Genomic DNA, 16,865 nt, shown 5'->3' on the forward strand with positions numbered 1-16,865 from the left:
GGATTTCACGGAAAGTCATATGCGGGCAAGGCCGGGTCGCACGCGGCGCGAAATCGTGGTCTGATGGGGACAGGCAAGGGAGGATCACGATGGGACGGCTTTCGACGCATGTGCTGGATACCGCCAGGGGCAGGCCCGCAGCGGGGGTCAGGATCATGCTGTACCGGATTTCCGGGCAGAGCCACCGCAAGGTGAAGGAAGTTGTCACGAATGCCGACGGGCGGACGGACGGGCCGATGCTGGAGGGGGACAAGCTGGAGGCGGGAACCTACGAGCTGGTCTTCTGCGCAGGCGACTATCTGCGGGCCAGCGGCCAGGTAGGCGAAGGCATTCTTTTCCTTGATGAAATCCCGATCCGCTTCGGGGTGCCGGATGCCGGGCAGCACTATCATGTGCCGCTTCTGATCTCGGCCTTCGGCTATTCGACCTATCGGGGGTCGTGAGCAGGGCCTTTCCGGCCCCGGGTGGGTGGTGAAACCGTCACTTGCGCAATTCCTGCGACAGGTCTTATGTGGCGAGGCAATTTTCGTCTGCAAGGAGAACCGCATGTTTCGGATGAATAGCTATTTGGCCGCTCCGGCCCTCGCGTTTTTGATGAGTGGCACTGCCCACGCCGCGCTGACGGCGGATCAGGTGTGGCAATCGTGGAAGGATGCAGGCGCGCTGGTCGGACTGACGATCTCGGCGGCGACCGAGAACAACTCGGGCGGGGTGCTGACCCTGAACGGCGTGTCGATCGCGCCGGAAGGAATGCCGGGGGTGACGATTTCCGACATGACCCTGACGGAAGCGTCGGACGGGTCGGTCACGATCGCGCCGGGCGCGGATATCGGCGTGGCGATGTCGGGCGATGCGGAAGGCACGGTCAAGCTGACGCATGACGGGCTGACGATCACGGCACACGAGGCCGATGGCGGCGTGGCCTATGACTATGCGGCGGCCAAGCTGGACGTGGTCTATGACACGCAGTATCCGGGCACGTCCTTCGACGGGTCGGAGGCCCCGAAGGTGGCGGCTTCGGGCAATGTCGGCTTCACCAACCTGTCGGGCACCTATTCCGACACCCCCGGCACCAACCGGACCTTTGGGCTGGACCTCAAGGCGGACACGCTGGCCTACACCACCAACTCGGACGATCCGGGGATGGAGATGAAGCAGACCTCGACCAGCGAGACACAGGGCGTCGAGATGTCGCTGGACTTCGCGCTGCCCTCGACCATCGCGCTGACGGCCATCGCATCGCCCGCCGACTTCACCACCGCGCTGAACGAAGGCCTGAGCTTCAGCCTGTCGACCAAGCAGGGTGAGTCCAAGGGTTCGATGAAGCAGGAAAGCAGCTTCATGCCGATGGACCTGATGATGAGCGCGGGTGGCGGCGAAGGCACGATGCTGTTCAACAAGGACACCTTCTCGATCAAGTCGCAGGCGGCGGGGCTGAACATCGAATCCGGCGCGGGCATGATGCCGGTGCCGGTCAAGGTGACGTCCGGGCCGATGGAGTTCGACATGACCTCGCCGGTGATCGCGACCGAGGCGGCGGGGGACTATTCGTTCCTGCTGAAACTGACCGACTTCAGCCTGAACGAGGAAGCCTGGGCGATGTTCGACCCGCAGGCGGCGCTGCCGCGCGATGCGGCGCAGATCGCCATCGACATCTCGGGCAAGACCAAGATCGACCTGCCGGGGCTGATCACCGCCGAGGAAAGCGGAGTCCAGCCGCCGGTTCCGGCGCCGGAAAGCCTGAACATCACCGAGCTGGGCCTGAAGGTGGCGGGCGCGGCGCTGGCCGGGACCGGGGCCTTCACCTTCGACAACTCGATGGGCATCCCGATGCCCTTGGGCGAGGCGAATGTCAGCGTGACCGGCGCCAACGCGCTGATCGACGGGCTGATCAAGACCGGCCTTCTGTCGGAAGACGACGCCATGGGCGCGCGGATGATGATGGGCATGTTCTTCGTGCCGGGCGCCAATGCCGACGAGTTGACCTCGAAGATCGAGGCCAAGGAAGGCATGCAGATCCTGGTGAACGGGCAGCCGCTGCCGATGTAGTCGGGGCCTTCGGGTCGGGAAGGGGCGGGGCTTCGGTCCCGCCCTTTGTCATTGGTGCGCCTGAAGGCACACCCTACAGGGCCGCCTTGCGGAGGTCGTCGCGGATTTGCCCCGCCATGTAATCGGTGAAGAGCTGGACCTTGGGGTCCTTCAGCCTGCGGTGCTGGCTGAGCGCGGAGAGTTGGATCGGCAAGGGCGGCGTGGCGGTGGCGACGGGGACGAGGCGGCCCTCGCGCAGGTGCTCGGCCACCTCGAACACGGGTTTCAGCACGATTCCGCGCCCGTCCAGCGCCCAGCCGGTGAGGACATCGCCGTCGTCGGACTCAAACGGGCCGGAGATTTCGAAGCGGCGCGGGCCTTCGGGGGTTTGCAGCGTCCACTGGAATTCCTTGGCGCCGGGGAAGCGCAGGTTCAGGCAGTCGTGCCGGTCATGGACCAGCGCAGCCCCGTCAGCGGGCATTCCGCGTCGGGCGATATAGGCGGGCGCGGCGCAGAGGAGGCGCGGGCAGTCGGCAATGGTGCGGACCTTGAGGGTGGAATCGTCGAGAAGGCCAAGGTGGAAGGCCACGTCGATGCCCTCGGCCACCACGTCGATGCCCCGGTCGGAAAGCCGCAGGCGGACGTCGATCTGGGGGTAGAGGTCCTTGAAGGCCGGAACACGCGGCGCAATGAGCCTGCGGCCGATCCCCAGGGGCGCGGCGACGAAGATGGTACCGCGCGGGTTCTGCGTCACGTCCATCACCGCAGCTTCGGCATCGTCGATCGCTTCCAGCACGCGGCGCGCACCGTCATAGAAGATGCGGCCGTTCTCGGTCGGTTGCAGGCTGCGGGTGGTGCGACTGAACAGGCGGACGCCCAGGTGTTTTTCCAGCTCCGAAATCCGGGCCGAGGCGACGGCGGGCGAGGTGCGCTGGTCGCGGGCGGCGGCGGACATGCTGCCCAGTTCGTAGACACGGACGAACATGCGGATGTTGTTGATATAGGACATTGTTCGGCACCAGTTGAAAGTGATGCGGGCTTTCGATGGATTAACAGAAAGGTGGCCCGCGGTATAGCGTTTCGAAAAACACCCCTTGGGAGGTCTGGCGATGTATGACTGGGTGGTTCTGTGGGAATGGGTCGAGATCGCGGCGCGCTGGCTGCATGTGATCACGGCGGTGGCCTGGATCGGGTCGAGCTTCTATTTCATCGCGCTGGACCTGGGCCTGCACCGGGACCGGAACCTGACCAGCGGCGCGGACGGCGAGGAATGGCAGGTCCACGGCGGCGGTTTCTACCATATCCAGAAATATCTGGTGGCCCCTGCCTCGATGCCCGACCACCTGGTCTGGTTCAAATGGGAAAGCTACGCGACCTGGCTGTCGGGCTTTGCCATGCTGGTGCTGGTCTATTACCTGGGCGCCGAGCTGTTCCTGATCGACCCGACGGTGATGGAGCTGGCGACCTGGCAGGCGGTAGCAATCTCGCTTGCCTCGCTCGCCTTCGGCTGGCTCGCCTACAACACCCTGTGCAAGATCTTCGTGAATGCCGACCAGAACGTGCTGATGGTGGCGCTGTTCGTGGTGCTGGTGGCGATGTCCTGGTTCTATACGCAGGTCTTCTCCGGCCGGGCGGCGATGCTGCATCTGGGGGCCTTCACCGCCAGCATCATGACCGGGAACGTGTTCTTCATCATCATGCCGAACCAGCGGGTGGTGGTGGATGACCTGAAGGCGGGGCGGAAGCCGGACCCGAAATACGGCAAGATCGCCAAGCAACGGTCGACCCACAACAACTACCTGACCTTGCCGGTCGTCTTCCTGATGCTGTCCAATCATTACCCGCTGATCTTTGCGACCAAGTACAACTGGATCATCGCATCGCTGGTCTTCCTGATGGGGGTGACGATCCGGCACTGGTTCAACACCAAACACGCGCGGAAAGGCAATCCGCACTGGACCTGGCTTGTCACCGTGCTTCTGTTCCTGGCGATTGCCTGGCTGTCGACCGCGCCGATGCGCACGGTCGAGGGCGAGGCCAAGCTGAAGGGGGAGGCGCTGGTCTATGCCTCGTCCCCCGGGTTCGAGGAGGTGGTGGGCATCGTGCAGGGCCGCTGTTCGATGTGCCATGCCGCCGAGCCGGGCTGGGAGGGCTTGTACTGGCCGCCGAAGGACGTGGTGCTGGAGACCGAGGCGCAGATCGCGCATGAGGCGAAGCGGATCTACCTGCAGGCGGGCGTGACCCATGCCATGCCGCCGGGCAACCTGAGCTTCATCGAGCCGGAAGAGCGGGCGAAGATCGTGGAGTGGTTCCGGGCTGCGGGGGCGGAGGACCCGGTATGAGCGCCGATTTCTTCAAAGAAATCGGACCGGAGCCTTCGAAGGCTCCGAAACGGAGTTTTCGAAAACTCCGCCGTCGCGTCGGCGGGTGAGTCAGTCTTCGGTTCGGCCCGCGCTTTCTCGGTCCCTGTCGTAGTGGCGCATCCAGGGAAACTCCGGCAGCCAGTCCTCGCGCCGGATCATCCACAGCTCGTAGGTCGGGCGGAACTGCGAAAGCCCGTCGAACGCGCCGAGGTTGATGCCGATCTCGTCGTCGAAATGGGCAAAGACTGGCGAACCGCAGGTCGGGCAGAAATGGTTGCCCTTGTAGCTTCGGGTCTCGCCGGTGATGGTGACGGCGGCTTCGGGGAAGATCGCCGAGGCGTGGAACAGGGCACCCTGCCGCTTGCGGCAGTCAAGGCAGTGGCAGACCCCGACCCTGTAGGGCTGGCCCGTCGCCGCGATCCGCACAGAACCGCAGACACAGCCGCCTGTGACAGTGTCCATATCCTTGCCTCCCGCGCTAGTCGCCCAGCTTGGCGTGAACCTCGTCGAGGTCGACCGGGCCTTTCGGCAGCTTGTTCGCCGGATTGTCGAAATCATAGCGGAAAAGCTGGAAATCGCGTTTGTAGATTTCCCACATCAGATGCATCGACAGATCGTCGAAATAGGCCTCGACGGGGTGCAGACGCTTGGGGCCGTGGCCTTCGCTTTCGTTGAAGCGGGGGATTTTGGCCAGGTCGATGGCGTGCTTCGTCTCGATGTTGTCCAGCACGACCTGCATGCCGGGATTGAAATCCTCGGTGAAGAAGATGTGGTTGTAGCGCCCGCCGTTGACGATGAAGGTCGAGACGTGCCCCGCCATCGCCGACCAGTGGATGTCGGGCTCCATCGGTTTCTTCCAGCGGATGGTGTCGCGGGTGAAGAGAAGGAAGCGGCGGAAGCTGGCGATCTGGTCGAACTCCTGCTTGCCGTCCTCGCCCCCGACCTCGATCCCGTATTTCTGGATCAGGAGCGGCACGAGGTTGCCCCGGTAGCGCTTGCCGTTCCGCTGGATGCCGCAGATCTTGTCGAAGAAGGACGAGAGAATCCGGGTATAGGGGTTCCTGACGCAGGTGAAGGCATAGGTCTTGCGGCCGCGCACATTGCGTTCGATCACCGGCTGGCTGGCATCGAGCGCCCATTTGTGCAGGCCCTTGGTCGCATCGTGGATGTCGCCGTCGAAGAATTCGCCGTGGTCGGAGTAGTACATGATCTGGCCGATGGTCGAGCAGGCGCATTTCGGCACCACCCGGTAGACGACGCTTTCGCTTTCCGTCATCCAAGTTCCGGGAAAACCCATTACTGAATACCCTCCTCGACCAAATGCTTCCAATTGATATCTCAATTTGGAATGCGGCAATCAAGCAGACATATTCGGGCTTTTCAAGGAAGCTCGGCCCGGTCTAGGGAAGCATGGACCACCGGAGATTGTCGGGCCCGCCACGAATGACGCAGATCGCCTTCATCCTTCTCTGTCACAAGGACCCGGATGGGATCATCGCCCAGACCCTGCGGCTGACGGCTGCGGGGGATTGCGTGGCGATCCATTTCGACGCGCGCGCCAGCGCTGCCGACTTTGCCCGCATCCGTGCGGCGCTGGCGGCCAACCCTCAGGTCACGTTCGCGCGGCGCCGACGCAAATGCGGCTGGGGCGAGTGGAGCCTGGTCGCGGCGACGCTGGAGGGGCTGACAGCGGCCGTCGATGCCTTTCCGGGGGCCACGCATTTCTACATGCTGTCGGGCGACTGCATGCCGATCAAGACGGCGGAATATATCCGCAACCGCCTGGAACGCGAGAACGCCGACTTCATCGAGAGCTTCGACTTTTTCGGATCGGACTGGATCAAGACCGGGATCAAGGAGGAACGCCTGATCTACCGGCACTGGTTCAACGAGCGACAGCGGAAGTGGCTGTTCTACACCTCGATGGACCTGCAGAAGCGCTTCGGTCTTGCCCGGAAGTTGCCTGCGGACCTTGGCATCCGCATCGGCAGCCAGTGGTGGTGCCTGCGCCGCCGCACGGTCGAGGCGGTGCTGGACTTCGTGGCGAAGCGCCGGGACGTCACGCGCTTTTTCGCGACGACCTGGATTCCGGACGAGACCTTCTTCCAGACCCTCGTCGGCCATCTGGTGCCGGAGCGCGAAATCCGGTCGCGGGCGCTGACGTTCCTCATGTTCACCGACTACGGGATGCCGGTGACGTTCTACGATGACCACTACGATCTCTTGCTGTCGCAGGAGTACCTGTTCGCCCGCAAGATCAGCCCGGACGCGAAGGCCCTGAAGGAAAGGCTGGGCGCGCTTTATGCCGAGACCGGGCGGCAGTTCACGATCTCGGACGAGGGTCGGCGGCTCTACGCCTTTCTTGCCGCACGGGGGCGCGAGGGGCGGCGGTTCGCGCCGCGCTTCTGGGAGGCCGAGACAAGCCTTGGCCGCAGCCGGACGCTGATGGTGGTGGCCTGCAAGAAGTGGCATGTGGCCAAGCGCCTGGTCGACCGGGTGCGCGGGCTGACCGGGATTCCGGCGGTGGACTACCTGTTCAACGAGCAGGCGACGGTCCTGCCTGACCTGGGCGGCATCCAAAGCTCGATCGAGAAGCGGATGCGGCATCGGCGAGCGCTGGTGAAGATGCTGTTCGAGCATTGGGGCAGTGATCGGCTGATCCTGTGCATCGACCCCGGCAGCATCGAGCTATTGCAGGATTTCCGGCAGGACCGGTCGCGGTTGCGGCTCCTGGAGATTGATTGCGCGTTCACCGACGACTATCTGGCCGGACATGCCCGCCGGGTAGGCCTTGCCGGACCGCAGACGCCGGTGGCAGCGATGCAGAAGCTTCTGCCGACGATCCGCTATGACGTGAAGTTCGAAAGCGACCGGCTGCGTGACCTGGGCCTTGCGGAACACTACCATATGCGCGAGGGCAGCAGCCTGGCCGAGAACGCCGAGGCGCTGGCCGCCTTCCTGGGCATACTGGCCGAGACGGCCCGGGAGATTGCCGCAACCGAATATCTATTCGTGGATTGAGTAACATGAGCTGGACCTATGACCCGACCAATATCTTCGCCCGAATCCTGCGCGGCGAGATTCCGAACAAGACGGTGATGGAGACGCCGCATACGCTGGTGTTCCACGACATCCATCCCCAGGCCCCGGTGCATGTTCTGGCGATCCCGAAGGGGGCCTATGTGAGCTTCGACCATTTCGCGGCCGAGGCGCCCGAGGCGGAGCTGGTGGATTTCCACCGCACTGTCGCGAAGGTCTGCGCCATTCTGGGCCTGACCGGCGAGGACGGGTTCCGCGCCATCACCAATGCGGGGACGCATGGGATGCAGGAAGTGCCGCATTACCACCTGCACATCCTGGGTGGCCGGAGCTTAGGCCGGATGCTGGAGCGCGTCTGAACCCGCAAGGATCGGGTCGGCACGCCCGACCGGATCCTCCATCTTCCGGGGTGAAGACTGGAGGACACCATGCACTACACAGCAATTCCCACCGCAACCGCCCGCCACTATCAGGCCGGGCGTCCGGATGCGAACGGACAGGTGCCGGAGCGGGCGGTTTCGGATGGCGGGGGCAACCCGTGCCGACACTGCCTGAAGATGATCCCGGAGGGCGCGGCGATGTTGATCCTGGCCCACCGGCCCTTTCCGGCGCCGCAACCCTATGCCGAGGTCGGGCCGATCTTCCTGTGCGCCAACCCTTGTGAGGCGGGGGGTGGGGAGGGCCCGCCCGAGGTGCTGGCATCGCCCGACTACATCGTGCGGGGCTACGGGGCGGATGACCGGATCGTGTATGGCTCGGGCGGGGTAACAGCCACCGATGCGATCCCGGCGCGGGCAGAGGTGCTGTTCGGCGACCCGAAGATCGCCTACCTGCATGTGCGGTCGGCGCGGAACAACTGCTATCAGGTGCGGATCGACCGCTAGGTCGGGGCGGTTTTCAAATCGAGCGGCTGTCGCCGCAAGCCTTTTCTCTCTGGCTTGCGCGTGAAGAACGCGCAAGCCAGAGGCTGATGGGAGCGCTGCCCCCAAACCCCCGGGATATTTCTGTCCAGGTGAAAGGGCTTGGGTCAGCCTTCCGGGTAGGCGGCGTCCCAGGCCTTGAGCCAGCGCTTCGGGGCGGCGTCGCGCCATTGCTGGAGGAGGCGCGCCTTGGCCCAGCCTTCGTCCAGCCTGCCCGCACGCACTAGGATCAGCCCGTGCGGGGTGTAGTGAGGGTGTAGGAAGAAGGTGTCGGGATCAGCGGCGAGAAGCATCTCGCGTTCGTCGGCACTCGCCTTGAACGGCGCACCGTCGGCCAGCGCGGCCCAGTAGCACCACATCCTGCCGTGGGCCTTCAGGACCTCATGGCCCCAGGGGTGGGCGATGGTGATCTCGGGGAGGCTGAGACCGAGGGCGAGGGCCTTGAGGTCGGGCCAGGTGTGGATCATTTTTCCTGCTTCGGCTTCGTAATGATGATTCTGCTACTGCTCAGAAACTTTTTTCCTCTCTTCTTCATGTCCTTGCGCTGCCCCTTGCTCAAAGAAGCCTTTGCCAACTTGGTCTTACCGCTCTTTGGATCTGCTGCGTCTAGCGTCCCAAAGCCCCGCGCGGTGAACATTGAACTGCCGCCGTTGTAGGTGCCCTTGCCCATCAGTCTGGCCTCTCTAGCAAACAGAATTTCTAGTGATGTGAACCAGAATTTCGTCTGACACCTAATGCGCCTCGGCCCAGTTCCTGCCCTTGCCCGCGTCGACGGCGAGGTGAACCTTGAGCGCGACCGCGGGGTGGGCGGCTGCTTCCATCGTCTCTTTCGCGGCGGCGATCAGGCGGTCGGCCTCGTCTTCTGCGACCTCGAAGAGAAGTTCGTCGTGGACCTGCAACAGCATCTTCGCATCGATCCCCGTGATCGCGGCGGGCATCCGGATCATCGCGCGGCGGATCACGTCGGCGGCGGTGCCCTGGATCGGCGCGTTGATCGCGGCGCGCTTGGCGAAACCCGCGCCGGGGCCCTTGGCGTTGATCTCGGGGGTGTGGATCTTCCGGCCGAAGAGGGTTTGGACGAAACCGTTCGCCTGCGCGAATTTCACCGTGTCGGTCATGTAGCCCCGGATGCCGGGGAAGCGTTCGAAATAGCGGTCGATGAAGCCTTGGGCTTCCGCGCGGGGAATGCGCAGGTTGCGGGCGAGGCCGAAGCCGGAAATGCCGTAGATCACGCCGAAGTTGATGGCCTTGGCCTTGCGGCGGATGTCGGGGGTCATCTGGTCGAGGGGGACGTTGAACATCTCGGACGCAGTGAGGGCGTGAATGTCGATGCCGTCCTCGAACGCCTGCCGAAGTTCCGGGATGTCGGCGATATGGGCGAGGATGCGCAGCTCGATCTGGGAATAGTCGAGGCTGACGAGGATGCGGCCTTTCGGGGCGACGAAGGCCTCGCGGATGCGGCGGCCTTCCTCGGTGCGGACGGGGATGTTCTGGAGGTTCGGGTCGGTGGAGGCGAGGCGGCCGGTGTTGGCCCCGGCGATGGAATAGGAGGTGTGGACGCGGCCGGTATCGGGGTTGATCGCCAGTTGCAGCGCGTCGGTGTAGGTGGATTTCAGCTTGGCGATCTGGCGCCAGTCGAGGATTCTCGCCGCCAGTCTGGCGCCCTGCGGGTGGCTGTCTTCCAGCGTGGTGATGTCTTCCAGGATGTCGGCACCGGTGCCATAGGCCCCGGTCTTGCCCTTCTCGCCGCCCGGGATTTGCAGGCGGTCGAAGAGGATTTCGCCAAGCTGCTTCGGGCTGCCCACGTTGAATTTCTCGCCCGCGACGTCCTGGATTTCCTCTTCCAGCTGGACAAGCTTCTGGGCGAAGGCGTTGGACATGCGGTTCAGCGTGTCGCGGTCGACCTCGATGCCCTTCATCTCCATGTCGGCCAGCACCGGGACCAGCGGGCGTTCCAGGGTTTCGTAGACGGTCGTCACTTTCGCCCGGTGCAGTTGTGGCTTGAACGCCTGCCAGAGACGGAGGGTCACGTCGGCGTCCTCGGCGGCGTATTTGACGGCGTCGTCGATCGCGACCTTGTCGAAGGTGATCTGGGATTTTCCGCTGCCGAGGAGCGACTTGATCGGGATCGGCGTGTGGCCAAGGTAGCGTTCTGAAAGCTCGTCCATGCCATGGTTGTGGAGCCCGGCGTGCATCGCGTAGCTCATCAGCATCGTGTCGTCGAAGGGGGTGATGCGGACCCCGAGGCGGGCGAAGATCTTCCAGTCGTATTTCATGTTCTGGCCGATCTTCAGGATCGACGGATCCTCCAGCACCGGGCGCAGGGCGTTGAGCGTCTCGGACTGGGTCAGCTGGCCGGGTGCAAGGGCCGTGGCGCCGAAGAGGTCGCCGCCGCCGGTGGTGTGGCCCAACGGGATGTAGGCGGCTTTCCCGGCGTCCACCGACAGCGAGATGCCGACCAGTTCGGCGCGCATCTCGTCCAGCGAGGTGGTTTCGGTGTCGACGGCGACATGGCCGATGTCGCGGATACGGGCGATCCAACGGGTCAGCGCCGCCATGTCACGGATGCACTCATAGGCGGCATGGTCGAAGGCGGGCTGTTCCTCTGTCGCCTTCGGCGCCTCGTCGCGGGGGGAGACTGTCAGCTGCGAGGTGTCGGGAAGCGCCGGGGCCGCGATGCCAAGCTTGTCGGCGACACGCTTGGTCAGGGTGCGGAATTCCATTTTCGTCAGGAAATCCATGATCTTGTCCGCCTCGGGCAGGCGGATGGTCAGATCGTCCAGCGTCACGTCCAGGGGCGTGTCGGATTTCAGCGTCACCAGCTCTCGGCTGATGCGAATCTGGTCGGCATTGTCGACAAGCGCCTCGCGGCGTTTCGGCTGCTTGATCTCTCCGGCCCGGGCGAGAAGCGTGTCGAGGTCGCCGTATTCGTTGATCAGGAGGGCGGCGGTCTTCAGGCCGATGCCGGGGGCGCCGGGGACGTTGTCGACGCTGTCGCCCGCCAGCGACTGCACGTCGATCACCCGGTCGGGGGCGACGCCGAATTTCTCGATCACCTCGTCGGGGCCGATGGCGCGGGTCTTCATCGGGTCGAACATGTCGATGCCGGGGCGGATCAGCTGCATCAGGTCCTTGTCGGAGGAAATGATGGTGCAGGATCCCCCGGCCTCGACCGCTTCGCGCGCGAGGGTGGCGATGATGTCGTCGGCCTCGTACCCCTCGGTCTCGAGGCAGGCGACGTTGAAGGCGCGGGTCGCCTCGCGGGTCAGGGAGAACTGCGGGCGGAGGTCTTCGGGCAATTCGGGGCGATTGGCCTTGTAGGCGGGGTAAAGCGTGTTGCGGAAGGTGTCGGCGGAATAGTCGAAGACCACGGCCAGATGCGTGGCCGCCTTGCCGTTCGAGGTGGCGCGGCTGAGTTCGTTCCACAAGATGTTGCAAAAGCCCGCGACGGCGCCCACGGGCAGACCATCGGACTTGCGGGTCAGGGGCGGCAGCGCGTGGTAGGCGCGGAAGATATACGCCGAGCCGTCGATGAGGTGGAGGTGGTGGCCCTTGCCGAAGGTCGAGGACATGACATACTCCCGTTTGAAAGGGACTTTTGCCATGATCCGCACGATGTTGCCAGTTTTACTGCTGCCGCTTCTGGCCTTGCCCGCCAATGCCGAGAAGGTTCCGAGCTGCATCGGGGCAACCACCTACTGTGCGCCGCTTGTCGCCTGCATCCCTGCCACGGGCGAGGTGTTTCGCGGGGTGTCGCTGGGGCACGATTCCGGCCCGGTTCGAGCCCTGTCCGACGCGGGCGTGCGGTGCGAGGGCACATGGCGGCGCACGCTTCTGGGGGCCGGAGTTGCCGAGCTGACCTGCTCGGATGGTCGCAGTGCCAGATCGACATTCCGCTGGTTCGAGCGCGAAACCGGCACGGCGGTTGGCAAGGGAAAGTTCTCGACCGGAGATGAGGCCCAGTTCTGGGCAGGCAACAACCTGATGCGCTATTTCCAGGAGATGCCGCCCGGGGAAATGCTTCGGTTGAGCTGCAAAGTGCTGGAAAGCTGAGATCCGGCTTCAGCCTCAAGGCTGCGTGTTCACCCAGAGCGACAGGGTGACAGACCAGTTGGCCGGGGTCCAGAGGCCGAAGGGGATGCCCGAGGCGCGGAAGGTCTCGCCCAGCCAGACGTTGCAGGTGCGCAGCGCGCTGAAATGGCCATCGGCGGGGAAGAAGGCGTCGGTGCCGGTGAAGCCGGGTCGGGCCAGCGGCCGGTCGCTGGCGAAGGTGGCCGATGTCAGGTCAAGGAGAGCCTGGAACTGCGCTTCGGAGAGGCGGAGGAAGCTCAGGTTCTCCAGCGGCGGCAGGGAGCCGAGGACGCCGACCCGGATCACGGCGTCGTCGCCGGTGGCAGCGGTCAGGACGGCGCTGGCGGTGATGTCGGCATAGCTGCCAGCCGTGGTGTAGAATGCGGCGGAGCCCCAGCCGAAGACGAGCCATTGCGCGTCGGGGTGGTTGACGGGCACGCCCGCGGCCTCGGCAAAGGCAAAGCGGGCGCGCGCCTCGGGCGTGAGAGGGAGGAGGATGTCGGTGTGGATCGGGCCTTGCAGGAGGCCGATCTGCCGGGCGGGCGGGCCGGAGAGATCAGGGCCGGGGCCGGGGATCAGCGGAAGGACCAGCGAGGCCACGAGGTAGAGGGCCGGGATAGCCAAGAGTGCGGCAAGGAGACGGCGAAGGTGGCGCATGGAGGCCCCTGGGTTGCGTTGCTGCAAGCTGGCACGAGATGACGCCATGGCAAAGGTGGGGATGACCAGATGCCGAGGCCCGCACTCGCGATGACCGGCCTGAGCCTGGGGCGCCGACTATCCTTCTTGAGCGGACGGCGCGTCGCGAAGGGCTTGACGCGGCACACCCTGTCGCGCATCTTCGCGCCATGCTGCACCGGATGACCCCTCAGTCGTTTTATTGGACCTGCGCCACATAGGCGGCAGGGCAGCGTTTCACCACCGAAACCAACCCCGACAAGCCGCCCCGCGAGGGTCAGGCCGGATGGTTGAACAGGTTCCCCTCGCCCGGCCCCGAGCGAAGGAAATCGAAGATGCCGACCCCGAACACTCCTCCCGTTGCCGTCCGGCTCGCCGGGCCGGAAGACCTGCCCGAAGTCCACCGGATGCTGATCGCGCTTTCGGCGCAACATGGCGTTCCCACGACCGTCACGCCCCGGCTTCTGGCCCGAATCGCGCTGGAGGGGCGGGCGGCGCGACTGCTGGTCGCGCTGCGTCCCGACAGTCCGCAGCGCCATCCGGTGGGCTTCGCACTGATGCTGATGGGCCGCAACATGGTGGCCGGGGCGGACTGGGGCGTGGTCGAGCAGGTCTATGTGCAGGAACCCGACCGCAAGCGCGGCATCGGGCGGGCGCTGGTCGCGGCGGCGCGTGCCGAGGCGGCAGAGGCGGGCTGCGAGGGGGTGACGGTCAGCTCGCGGCCCGTGACCGACGGATCGGCCCTTGCCTGGCGCGCGCAGGGGCTGGACCTGTCAGAGCCCGAGCCGCGCTTTGCGGCAGCGTGAGCCAGGGGCCGGATCGCCTGCGGCGAGGTTGACCCCGGCCGGGCCATTGGCCCACGGCCAGGGTCGTGCTTGAACAGGGGCAGGACCGGGCCGATCCTGCCTGATCACCTAGAACCCGCTGATCATGTCGCAGACGGCGCGAAGACGGACCGGGTCCGCGACGAAGTTGGTCGCCATCGGAGTCGAGTTCTCGGCAGTTTCGGCCCCTTCGGTGGGCTGCGGCGACGGCTCCGAAGTGGTATCGGCCGGAGCGGTGTTTTCGGCGGTCTGCGCGCCTTCGGTGGGTTGGGGCGAGGGTTCCGACGTGGTATCCGCCGGCGCGGTGTTCTCGGCGGTCTGTGCACCTTCGGTCGGCAGGTTGGCGCATTGGTCGCGCAGCGCCTGCTGGTCCTCCGGCGTCAGCGAGGACCAGCCGGTCTTGGCTTCCTCGGCGGTGCGCAGCGTGACCATGCCGTCATCGCTGTAGAAGGCCGCGCCCGAGCGGGTGGACAGGCCTTCGGTGTCGATCGCGTTTCCGGCGTTGCCGTCGGCTTCGGTCTGCGCCAGGGCGGGGGCCACCAGAAGGACGGCGAAGAGGGGGGCGTAAAATTTCATCGTTGTTCTCCAGTTCAGGTTTCACGTTGAACGACCCGGGTGCGCCCCAGCCGGAAGAGCCGGTTGCGCCAGGGTCCCGATGTGAGAACGTGGCCGGAGGACTGCTGTTCCCTGGGTCCGGGAACAACGGCGTGAATCCGCGCAGGGAAAGGCCTAGTGGTCGTCGTGGGCGTGGTCGCGGTCGATGAGGTAGCGCTTGTCGCAGTAGCCGCAGTCGACCCAGCCGGTTTCCTGCGGGATCGACAGCCAGACGCGGGGGTGGCCGAGCGCGCCCTCGCCGCCGTCGCAGGCGACTTTCCAGGTGGTGACGGTCTGGGTTTCCGGGGCGTCGATGGGCATGGGGCGGGGTCCTTGGCTGTCTTCTGTCGCTTCTAGCGGGGGCGGGGTGGGGGGCACAAGGGCGGTGTGTGGGGGCAGGTCGGCGCAACGGCGGGGAACTTGGCATTAAGTCAGGGGGTTAGGGCGGTTTTGGCGGTCTTGTTTCCGTCTTTCTCGCGTCTTCCTTCCGTCTCTACGCGCGGAAGACGCAGGGGGCGTTAACCAATCGCTGCGAATCGGGAGGTTTGGGGGTGGTTGGTCTTGCGGGTGTGGCGCCCCCCACCCCCATCCCCTCCCCACGGAGGGGGAGGGGAGGCGCTTGAGGACGGACGGCGGGGGAGCGGGTCAGGCGATGACGGTGCAGGGCCGGAGCGGCAGTTTCAAGACGCGGATACCGGCGGGTTTCAGGGCGGATTTGAGGTGGTCGGAGAGGAAGATGCGGCCGTAGAAGAGCGGATCGATCCAGAGATCGGCGCCTTGAGCGGCATCGGCATGAACAGCTAAAATGTCCTCTTGGGCGATGCGAGAACTCCAAGTGAGCCCTGTAAGATCAGGCTTCACGTTCTCCGACATCTTTGGGATCACCGTCTTCTTGTTCGCGGTGATGTGCAGGATGAACCACCGCCCGGGCCGCAGGGTTTTCTGGTCATACTCATAGAGCGGCACCTCATGGATCAGCGAGGTGCCCATGTTGAAATCCGCGAGAAGATTGCGGAATTTTTCAGAGATCACCATGACACCACCTTCGATCATGAACAGGTCGGGTGTCTTGTTTTTGTAGTCTTCTTTGTGGTCGCGGGAGTCAAAGAAGATGTAGTCTGGAACGAGATCTGGCGGCAGAGGCTTCCCGTCGAGATATATAAAGCTTCTCGAGCATGCCGCTCTACGGGGCACGGTGCTGTCTACGATATGGAAGTTCATCCAACGAAGATTGTTGGTGTGATCGGTAAACGTCGTGTTTCAGATTTTCGGAAGTGCGTCGGTCATCGGGATCCTTGGCCAGTGTCAGAGTGCGGATGTGCGGGTCATGCTGCTGGTGTGGAGCCCCCCACCCCCAACCCCTCCCCACGAGGGGGAGGGGAGGTGCTTTGCGTCGGAGGGTAGCCGCTGACAATCCGGCAGGTCCCTTACCCCCCGATCAGCACCCCACGCGACTTGAGCGCGGTCAGCCAGCCCAGCCCCTGCGCGGTGCCTTTTGCCGGGCGGTATTCGCCGGCGATCCAGACCTGCGGGCCGTCGGTGTCGATGGCGTCGCAGAGGTCGGGGAGGGAGAAGCCGCCGCCGCCGGGTTCGTTGCGGGCGGGGAAGCCGGCGATCTGGACGTGGTTGATGCGGTGGCGGTGGTCGTGCCAAACCGCTTGCGCATCGCCATGCAGGCGGGCGGCGTGCCAGAGGTCGAACTGCAGGCCGACGCGCGGAGTGGCGAGGTCGTCGACGATGCGGGCGGCCTGGTCGTAGTCGTTCAGGAAATAGCCCGGCATGTCGTCGGGGTTCAGCGGTTCCAGCGTGAGCGTCAGGTCGGGGGCTTCCGCCAGCGCCCAGGCGAGGTTCTCGGCGTAGCATTGTTCGGCCTGCGGGCCCTTGGCGACGCCTGCCATGACATGCAGCCGCTCGGCTTTCAGGCGGGTGGCGTATTCGGCGGCGCGCAGGAAGCTGTCGCGGAAGCGCAACTCCATGCCGGGAACGGCGGCGAAGCCCCGGTCGCCCGAGGCCCAATCTCCGGGGGGCGTGTTGATCAGCGCGAGCGGCAGGCCGTTCAGCGCGCGCTCCCAGTCGGCCATCGGCTGGTCATAGGGAAACAGCACCTCTACCCCGTCGAAGCCGCAGCGCGCGGCCCAGTCGGGGCGGTCAAGCACAGGGACCTCGGTGAAGAGATAGGTCAGGTTGGCGGCGAAGCGGGGCATGTCAGGTCAGGGCAATTCCGACGAGGGGATCACCGGGAAGAACTGCCCCGAGGACCAGAGTCCGAACCACTTATGCCCGTCGTGGTCTTCATGGCAACCCAGATCGATCAGCCGGTAGAAGGATTTCCGGTCGATCAGCGCCCAGAG

General features: G+C 64.9%; 19 protein-coding genes and 1 pseudogene. 8 read left to right on the top strand and 12 right to left on the bottom strand.

Translation table 11 applies throughout. From position 1 onward, the window contains the following. Positions 1-89 precede the first annotated feature (89 nt). Both uraH and JNJ68_RS04875 read left to right on the top strand, forming a co-directional pair. On the top strand, positions 90-443 hold the full coding sequence (gene uraH, locus JNJ68_RS04870) for a hydroxyisourate hydrolase (protein ID WP_294979712.1): 354 nt from the start codon (positions 90-92) through the stop codon (positions 441-443). Between the two features lie 151 nt (positions 444-594). Continuing rightward, positions 595-2,049 (top strand): DUF2125 domain-containing protein, encoded by a 1,455-nt coding sequence (locus tag JNJ68_RS04875; protein WP_294979714.1) that lies wholly within the window; start codon positions 595-597, stop codon positions 2,047-2,049. Between the two features lie 73 nt (positions 2,050-2,122). Here the strand turns inward: JNJ68_RS04875 and JNJ68_RS04880 are convergent, their stop codons facing one another. Further along, positions 2,123-3,037, bottom strand: a complete 915-nt coding sequence (locus tag JNJ68_RS04880) for a LysR family transcriptional regulator (RefSeq protein WP_294979717.1) — start codon at positions 3,035-3,037, stop codon at positions 2,123-2,125. Positions 3,038-3,137: 100 nt separating this feature from the next. Between JNJ68_RS04880 and JNJ68_RS04885 the strand changes: the two genes are divergently transcribed. Then, positions 3,138-4,370: a urate hydroxylase PuuD gene (locus JNJ68_RS04885; protein WP_294979719.1), complete on the top strand. Its 1,233-nt coding sequence runs from the start codon at positions 3,138-3,140 to the stop codon at positions 4,368-4,370. A gap of 90 nt (positions 4,371-4,460) precedes the next feature. Here the strand turns inward: JNJ68_RS04885 and JNJ68_RS04890 are convergent, their stop codons facing one another. Together JNJ68_RS04890 and JNJ68_RS04895 are read right to left on the bottom strand one after the other, a co-directional pair. Then, positions 4,461-4,853 carry a GFA family protein gene (locus tag JNJ68_RS04890; RefSeq protein ID WP_294979722.1) on the bottom strand — a complete coding sequence of 131 codons (393 nt, stop codon included), beginning with the start codon at positions 4,851-4,853 and terminating at the stop codon, positions 4,461-4,463. A gap of 16 nt (positions 4,854-4,869) precedes the next feature. After that, complete coding sequence (locus JNJ68_RS04895) at positions 4,870-5,688, bottom strand: sulfotransferase family protein (protein WP_294979725.1); 819 nt, start codon at positions 5,686-5,688, stop codon at positions 4,870-4,872. 146 nt (positions 5,689-5,834) lie between these two features. On the opposite strand from JNJ68_RS04895, the gene JNJ68_RS04900 reads away from it, so the two are divergent. The 3 genes from JNJ68_RS04900 (at position 5,835) to JNJ68_RS04910 (ending at position 8,314) form a co-directional block, all read left to right on the top strand. Further along, entirely contained in the window at positions 5,835-7,412 is a 1,578-nt protein-coding gene (locus JNJ68_RS04900; protein WP_294979729.1) for a DUF5928 domain-containing protein, read from the top strand. A 5-nt stretch (positions 7,413-7,417) separates the two neighbouring features. Continuing rightward, positions 7,418-7,789, top strand: coding sequence for an HIT domain-containing protein (locus JNJ68_RS04905; RefSeq protein ID WP_294979732.1), 372 nt, complete (start codon positions 7,418-7,420; stop codon positions 7,787-7,789). Between the two features lie 69 nt (positions 7,790-7,858). Beyond that, positions 7,859-8,314: a DUF1203 domain-containing protein gene (locus JNJ68_RS04910; RefSeq protein WP_294979734.1), complete on the top strand. Its 456-nt coding sequence runs from the start codon at positions 7,859-7,861 to the stop codon at positions 8,312-8,314. Between the two features lie 143 nt (positions 8,315-8,457). Here the strand turns inward: JNJ68_RS04910 and JNJ68_RS04915 are convergent, their stop codons facing one another. The 3 genes from JNJ68_RS04915 to polA form a co-directional block, all read right to left on the bottom strand. Beyond that, positions 8,458-8,817, bottom strand: a complete 360-nt coding sequence (locus tag JNJ68_RS04915) for an MmcQ/YjbR family DNA-binding protein (protein WP_294979736.1) — start codon at positions 8,815-8,817, stop codon at positions 8,458-8,460. Then, positions 8,814-9,020 carry a hypothetical protein gene (locus JNJ68_RS04920; RefSeq protein ID WP_294979737.1) on the bottom strand — a complete coding sequence of 69 codons (207 nt, stop codon included), beginning with the start codon at positions 9,018-9,020 and terminating at the stop codon, positions 8,814-8,816. The genes JNJ68_RS04915 and JNJ68_RS04920 overlap by 4 nt, the downstream gene beginning before the upstream one ends. 61 nt (positions 9,021-9,081) lie before the next feature. Next, positions 9,082-11,922 carry a DNA polymerase I gene (gene polA, locus JNJ68_RS04925; RefSeq protein ID WP_294979739.1) on the bottom strand — a complete coding sequence of 947 codons (2,841 nt, stop codon included), beginning with the start codon at positions 11,920-11,922 and terminating at the stop codon, positions 9,082-9,084. Between the two features lie 31 nt (positions 11,923-11,953). Here polA and JNJ68_RS04930 point away from each other — a divergent pair, with 31 nt between their 5' ends. Continuing rightward, positions 11,954-12,403, top strand: a complete 450-nt coding sequence (locus tag JNJ68_RS04930; RefSeq protein ID WP_294979741.1) for a hypothetical protein — start codon at positions 11,954-11,956, stop codon at positions 12,401-12,403. A 15-nt stretch (positions 12,404-12,418) separates the two neighbouring features. Here the strand turns inward: JNJ68_RS04930 and JNJ68_RS04935 are convergent, their stop codons facing one another. Further along, positions 12,419-13,078 (bottom strand): DUF2459 domain-containing protein, encoded by a 660-nt coding sequence (locus tag JNJ68_RS04935; protein ID WP_294979743.1) that lies wholly within the window; start codon positions 13,076-13,078, stop codon positions 12,419-12,421. Positions 13,079-13,431: 353 nt separating this feature from the next. Here JNJ68_RS04935 and JNJ68_RS04940 point away from each other — a divergent pair, with 353 nt between their 5' ends. After that, the gene (locus JNJ68_RS04940) at positions 13,432-13,902 is read left to right on the top strand and encodes a GNAT family N-acetyltransferase (RefSeq protein ID WP_294979745.1); all 471 of its coding nucleotides are present in this window, start codon (positions 13,432-13,434) and stop codon (positions 13,900-13,902) included. Between the two features lie 108 nt (positions 13,903-14,010). On the opposite strand, the gene JNJ68_RS04945 is transcribed toward JNJ68_RS04940, so the two are convergent. From JNJ68_RS04945 to JNJ68_RS04965, 5 genes and pseudogenes are all read right to left on the bottom strand, one after another. Beyond that, complete coding sequence (locus tag JNJ68_RS04945) at positions 14,011-14,496, bottom strand: hypothetical protein (protein ID WP_294979747.1); 486 nt, start codon at positions 14,494-14,496, stop codon at positions 14,011-14,013. Between the two features lie 153 nt (positions 14,497-14,649). Then, positions 14,650-14,835 (bottom strand): zinc-finger domain-containing protein, encoded by a 186-nt coding sequence (locus tag JNJ68_RS04950; RefSeq protein ID WP_294979749.1) that lies wholly within the window; start codon positions 14,833-14,835, stop codon positions 14,650-14,652. A gap of 324 nt (positions 14,836-15,159) precedes the next feature. Next, positions 15,160-15,735 carry a hypothetical protein gene (locus JNJ68_RS04955; protein ID WP_294979751.1) on the bottom strand — a complete coding sequence of 192 codons (576 nt, stop codon included), beginning with the start codon at positions 15,733-15,735 and terminating at the stop codon, positions 15,160-15,162. Between the two features lie 206 nt (positions 15,736-15,941). Continuing rightward, positions 15,942-16,718, bottom strand: a complete 777-nt coding sequence (locus JNJ68_RS04960; RefSeq protein ID WP_294979753.1) for a TIM barrel protein — start codon at positions 16,716-16,718, stop codon at positions 15,942-15,944. A 6-nt stretch (positions 16,719-16,724) separates the two neighbouring features. Next, positions 16,725-16,865, bottom strand: a pseudogene (locus JNJ68_RS04965) (DUF1285 domain-containing protein); the annotation flags it as partial.

This window comes from Tabrizicola sp. (assembly GCF_016793705.1).
Taxonomy (GTDB): Bacteria; Pseudomonadota; Alphaproteobacteria; order Rhodobacterales; family Rhodobacteraceae; genus Tabrizicola.

Coding starts and splice junctions, on each gene's coding strand:
- uraH (WP_294979712.1), top strand. CDS start 90: ATGGGACGGCTTTCGACGCATGTGCTGGATACCGCCAGGGGCAGGCCC.
- JNJ68_RS04930 (WP_294979741.1), top strand. CDS start 11,954: ATGATCCGCACGATGTTGCCAGTTTTACTGCTGCCGCTTCTGGCCTTG.
- JNJ68_RS04915 (WP_294979736.1), bottom strand. CDS start 8,817: ATGATCCACACCTGGCCCGACCTCAAGGCCCTCGCCCTCGGTCTCAGC.
- JNJ68_RS04880 (WP_294979717.1), bottom strand. CDS start 3,037: ATGTCCTATATCAACAACATCCGCATGTTCGTCCGTGTCTACGAACTG.
- JNJ68_RS04900 (WP_294979729.1), top strand. CDS start 5,835: ATGACGCAGATCGCCTTCATCCTTCTCTGTCACAAGGACCCGGATGGG.
- JNJ68_RS04920 (WP_294979737.1), bottom strand. CDS start 9,020: ATGGGCAAGGGCACCTACAACGGCGGCAGTTCAATGTTCACCGCGCGG.
- JNJ68_RS04875 (WP_294979714.1), top strand. CDS start 595: ATGAGTGGCACTGCCCACGCCGCGCTGACGGCGGATCAGGTGTGGCAA.
- JNJ68_RS04935 (WP_294979743.1), bottom strand. CDS start 13,078: ATGCGCCACCTTCGCCGTCTCCTTGCCGCACTCTTGGCTATCCCGGCC.
- JNJ68_RS04905 (WP_294979732.1), top strand. CDS start 7,418: ATGAGCTGGACCTATGACCCGACCAATATCTTCGCCCGAATCCTGCGC.
- JNJ68_RS04960 (WP_294979753.1), bottom strand. CDS start 16,718: ATGCCCCGCTTCGCCGCCAACCTGACCTATCTCTTCACCGAGGTCCCT.
- JNJ68_RS04910 (WP_294979734.1), top strand. CDS start 7,859: ATGCACTACACAGCAATTCCCACCGCAACCGCCCGCCACTATCAGGCC.
- JNJ68_RS04895 (WP_294979725.1), bottom strand. CDS start 5,688: ATGGGTTTTCCCGGAACTTGGATGACGGAAAGCGAAAGCGTCGTCTAC.
- JNJ68_RS04890 (WP_294979722.1), bottom strand. CDS start 4,853: ATGGACACTGTCACAGGCGGCTGTGTCTGCGGTTCTGTGCGGATCGCG.
- JNJ68_RS04940 (WP_294979745.1), top strand. CDS start 13,432: ATGCCGACCCCGAACACTCCTCCCGTTGCCGTCCGGCTCGCCGGGCCG.
- polA (WP_294979739.1), bottom strand. CDS start 11,922: ATGTCCTCGACCTTCGGCAAGGGCCACCACCTCCACCTCATCGACGGC.
- JNJ68_RS04885 (WP_294979719.1), top strand. CDS start 3,138: ATGTATGACTGGGTGGTTCTGTGGGAATGGGTCGAGATCGCGGCGCGC.
- JNJ68_RS04945 (WP_294979747.1), bottom strand. CDS start 14,496: ATGAAATTTTACGCCCCCCTCTTCGCCGTCCTTCTGGTGGCCCCCGCC.
- JNJ68_RS04955 (WP_294979751.1), bottom strand. CDS start 15,735: ATGAACTTCCATATCGTAGACAGCACCGTGCCCCGTAGAGCGGCATGC.
- JNJ68_RS04950 (WP_294979749.1), bottom strand. CDS start 14,835: ATGCCCATCGACGCCCCGGAAACCCAGACCGTCACCACCTGGAAAGTC.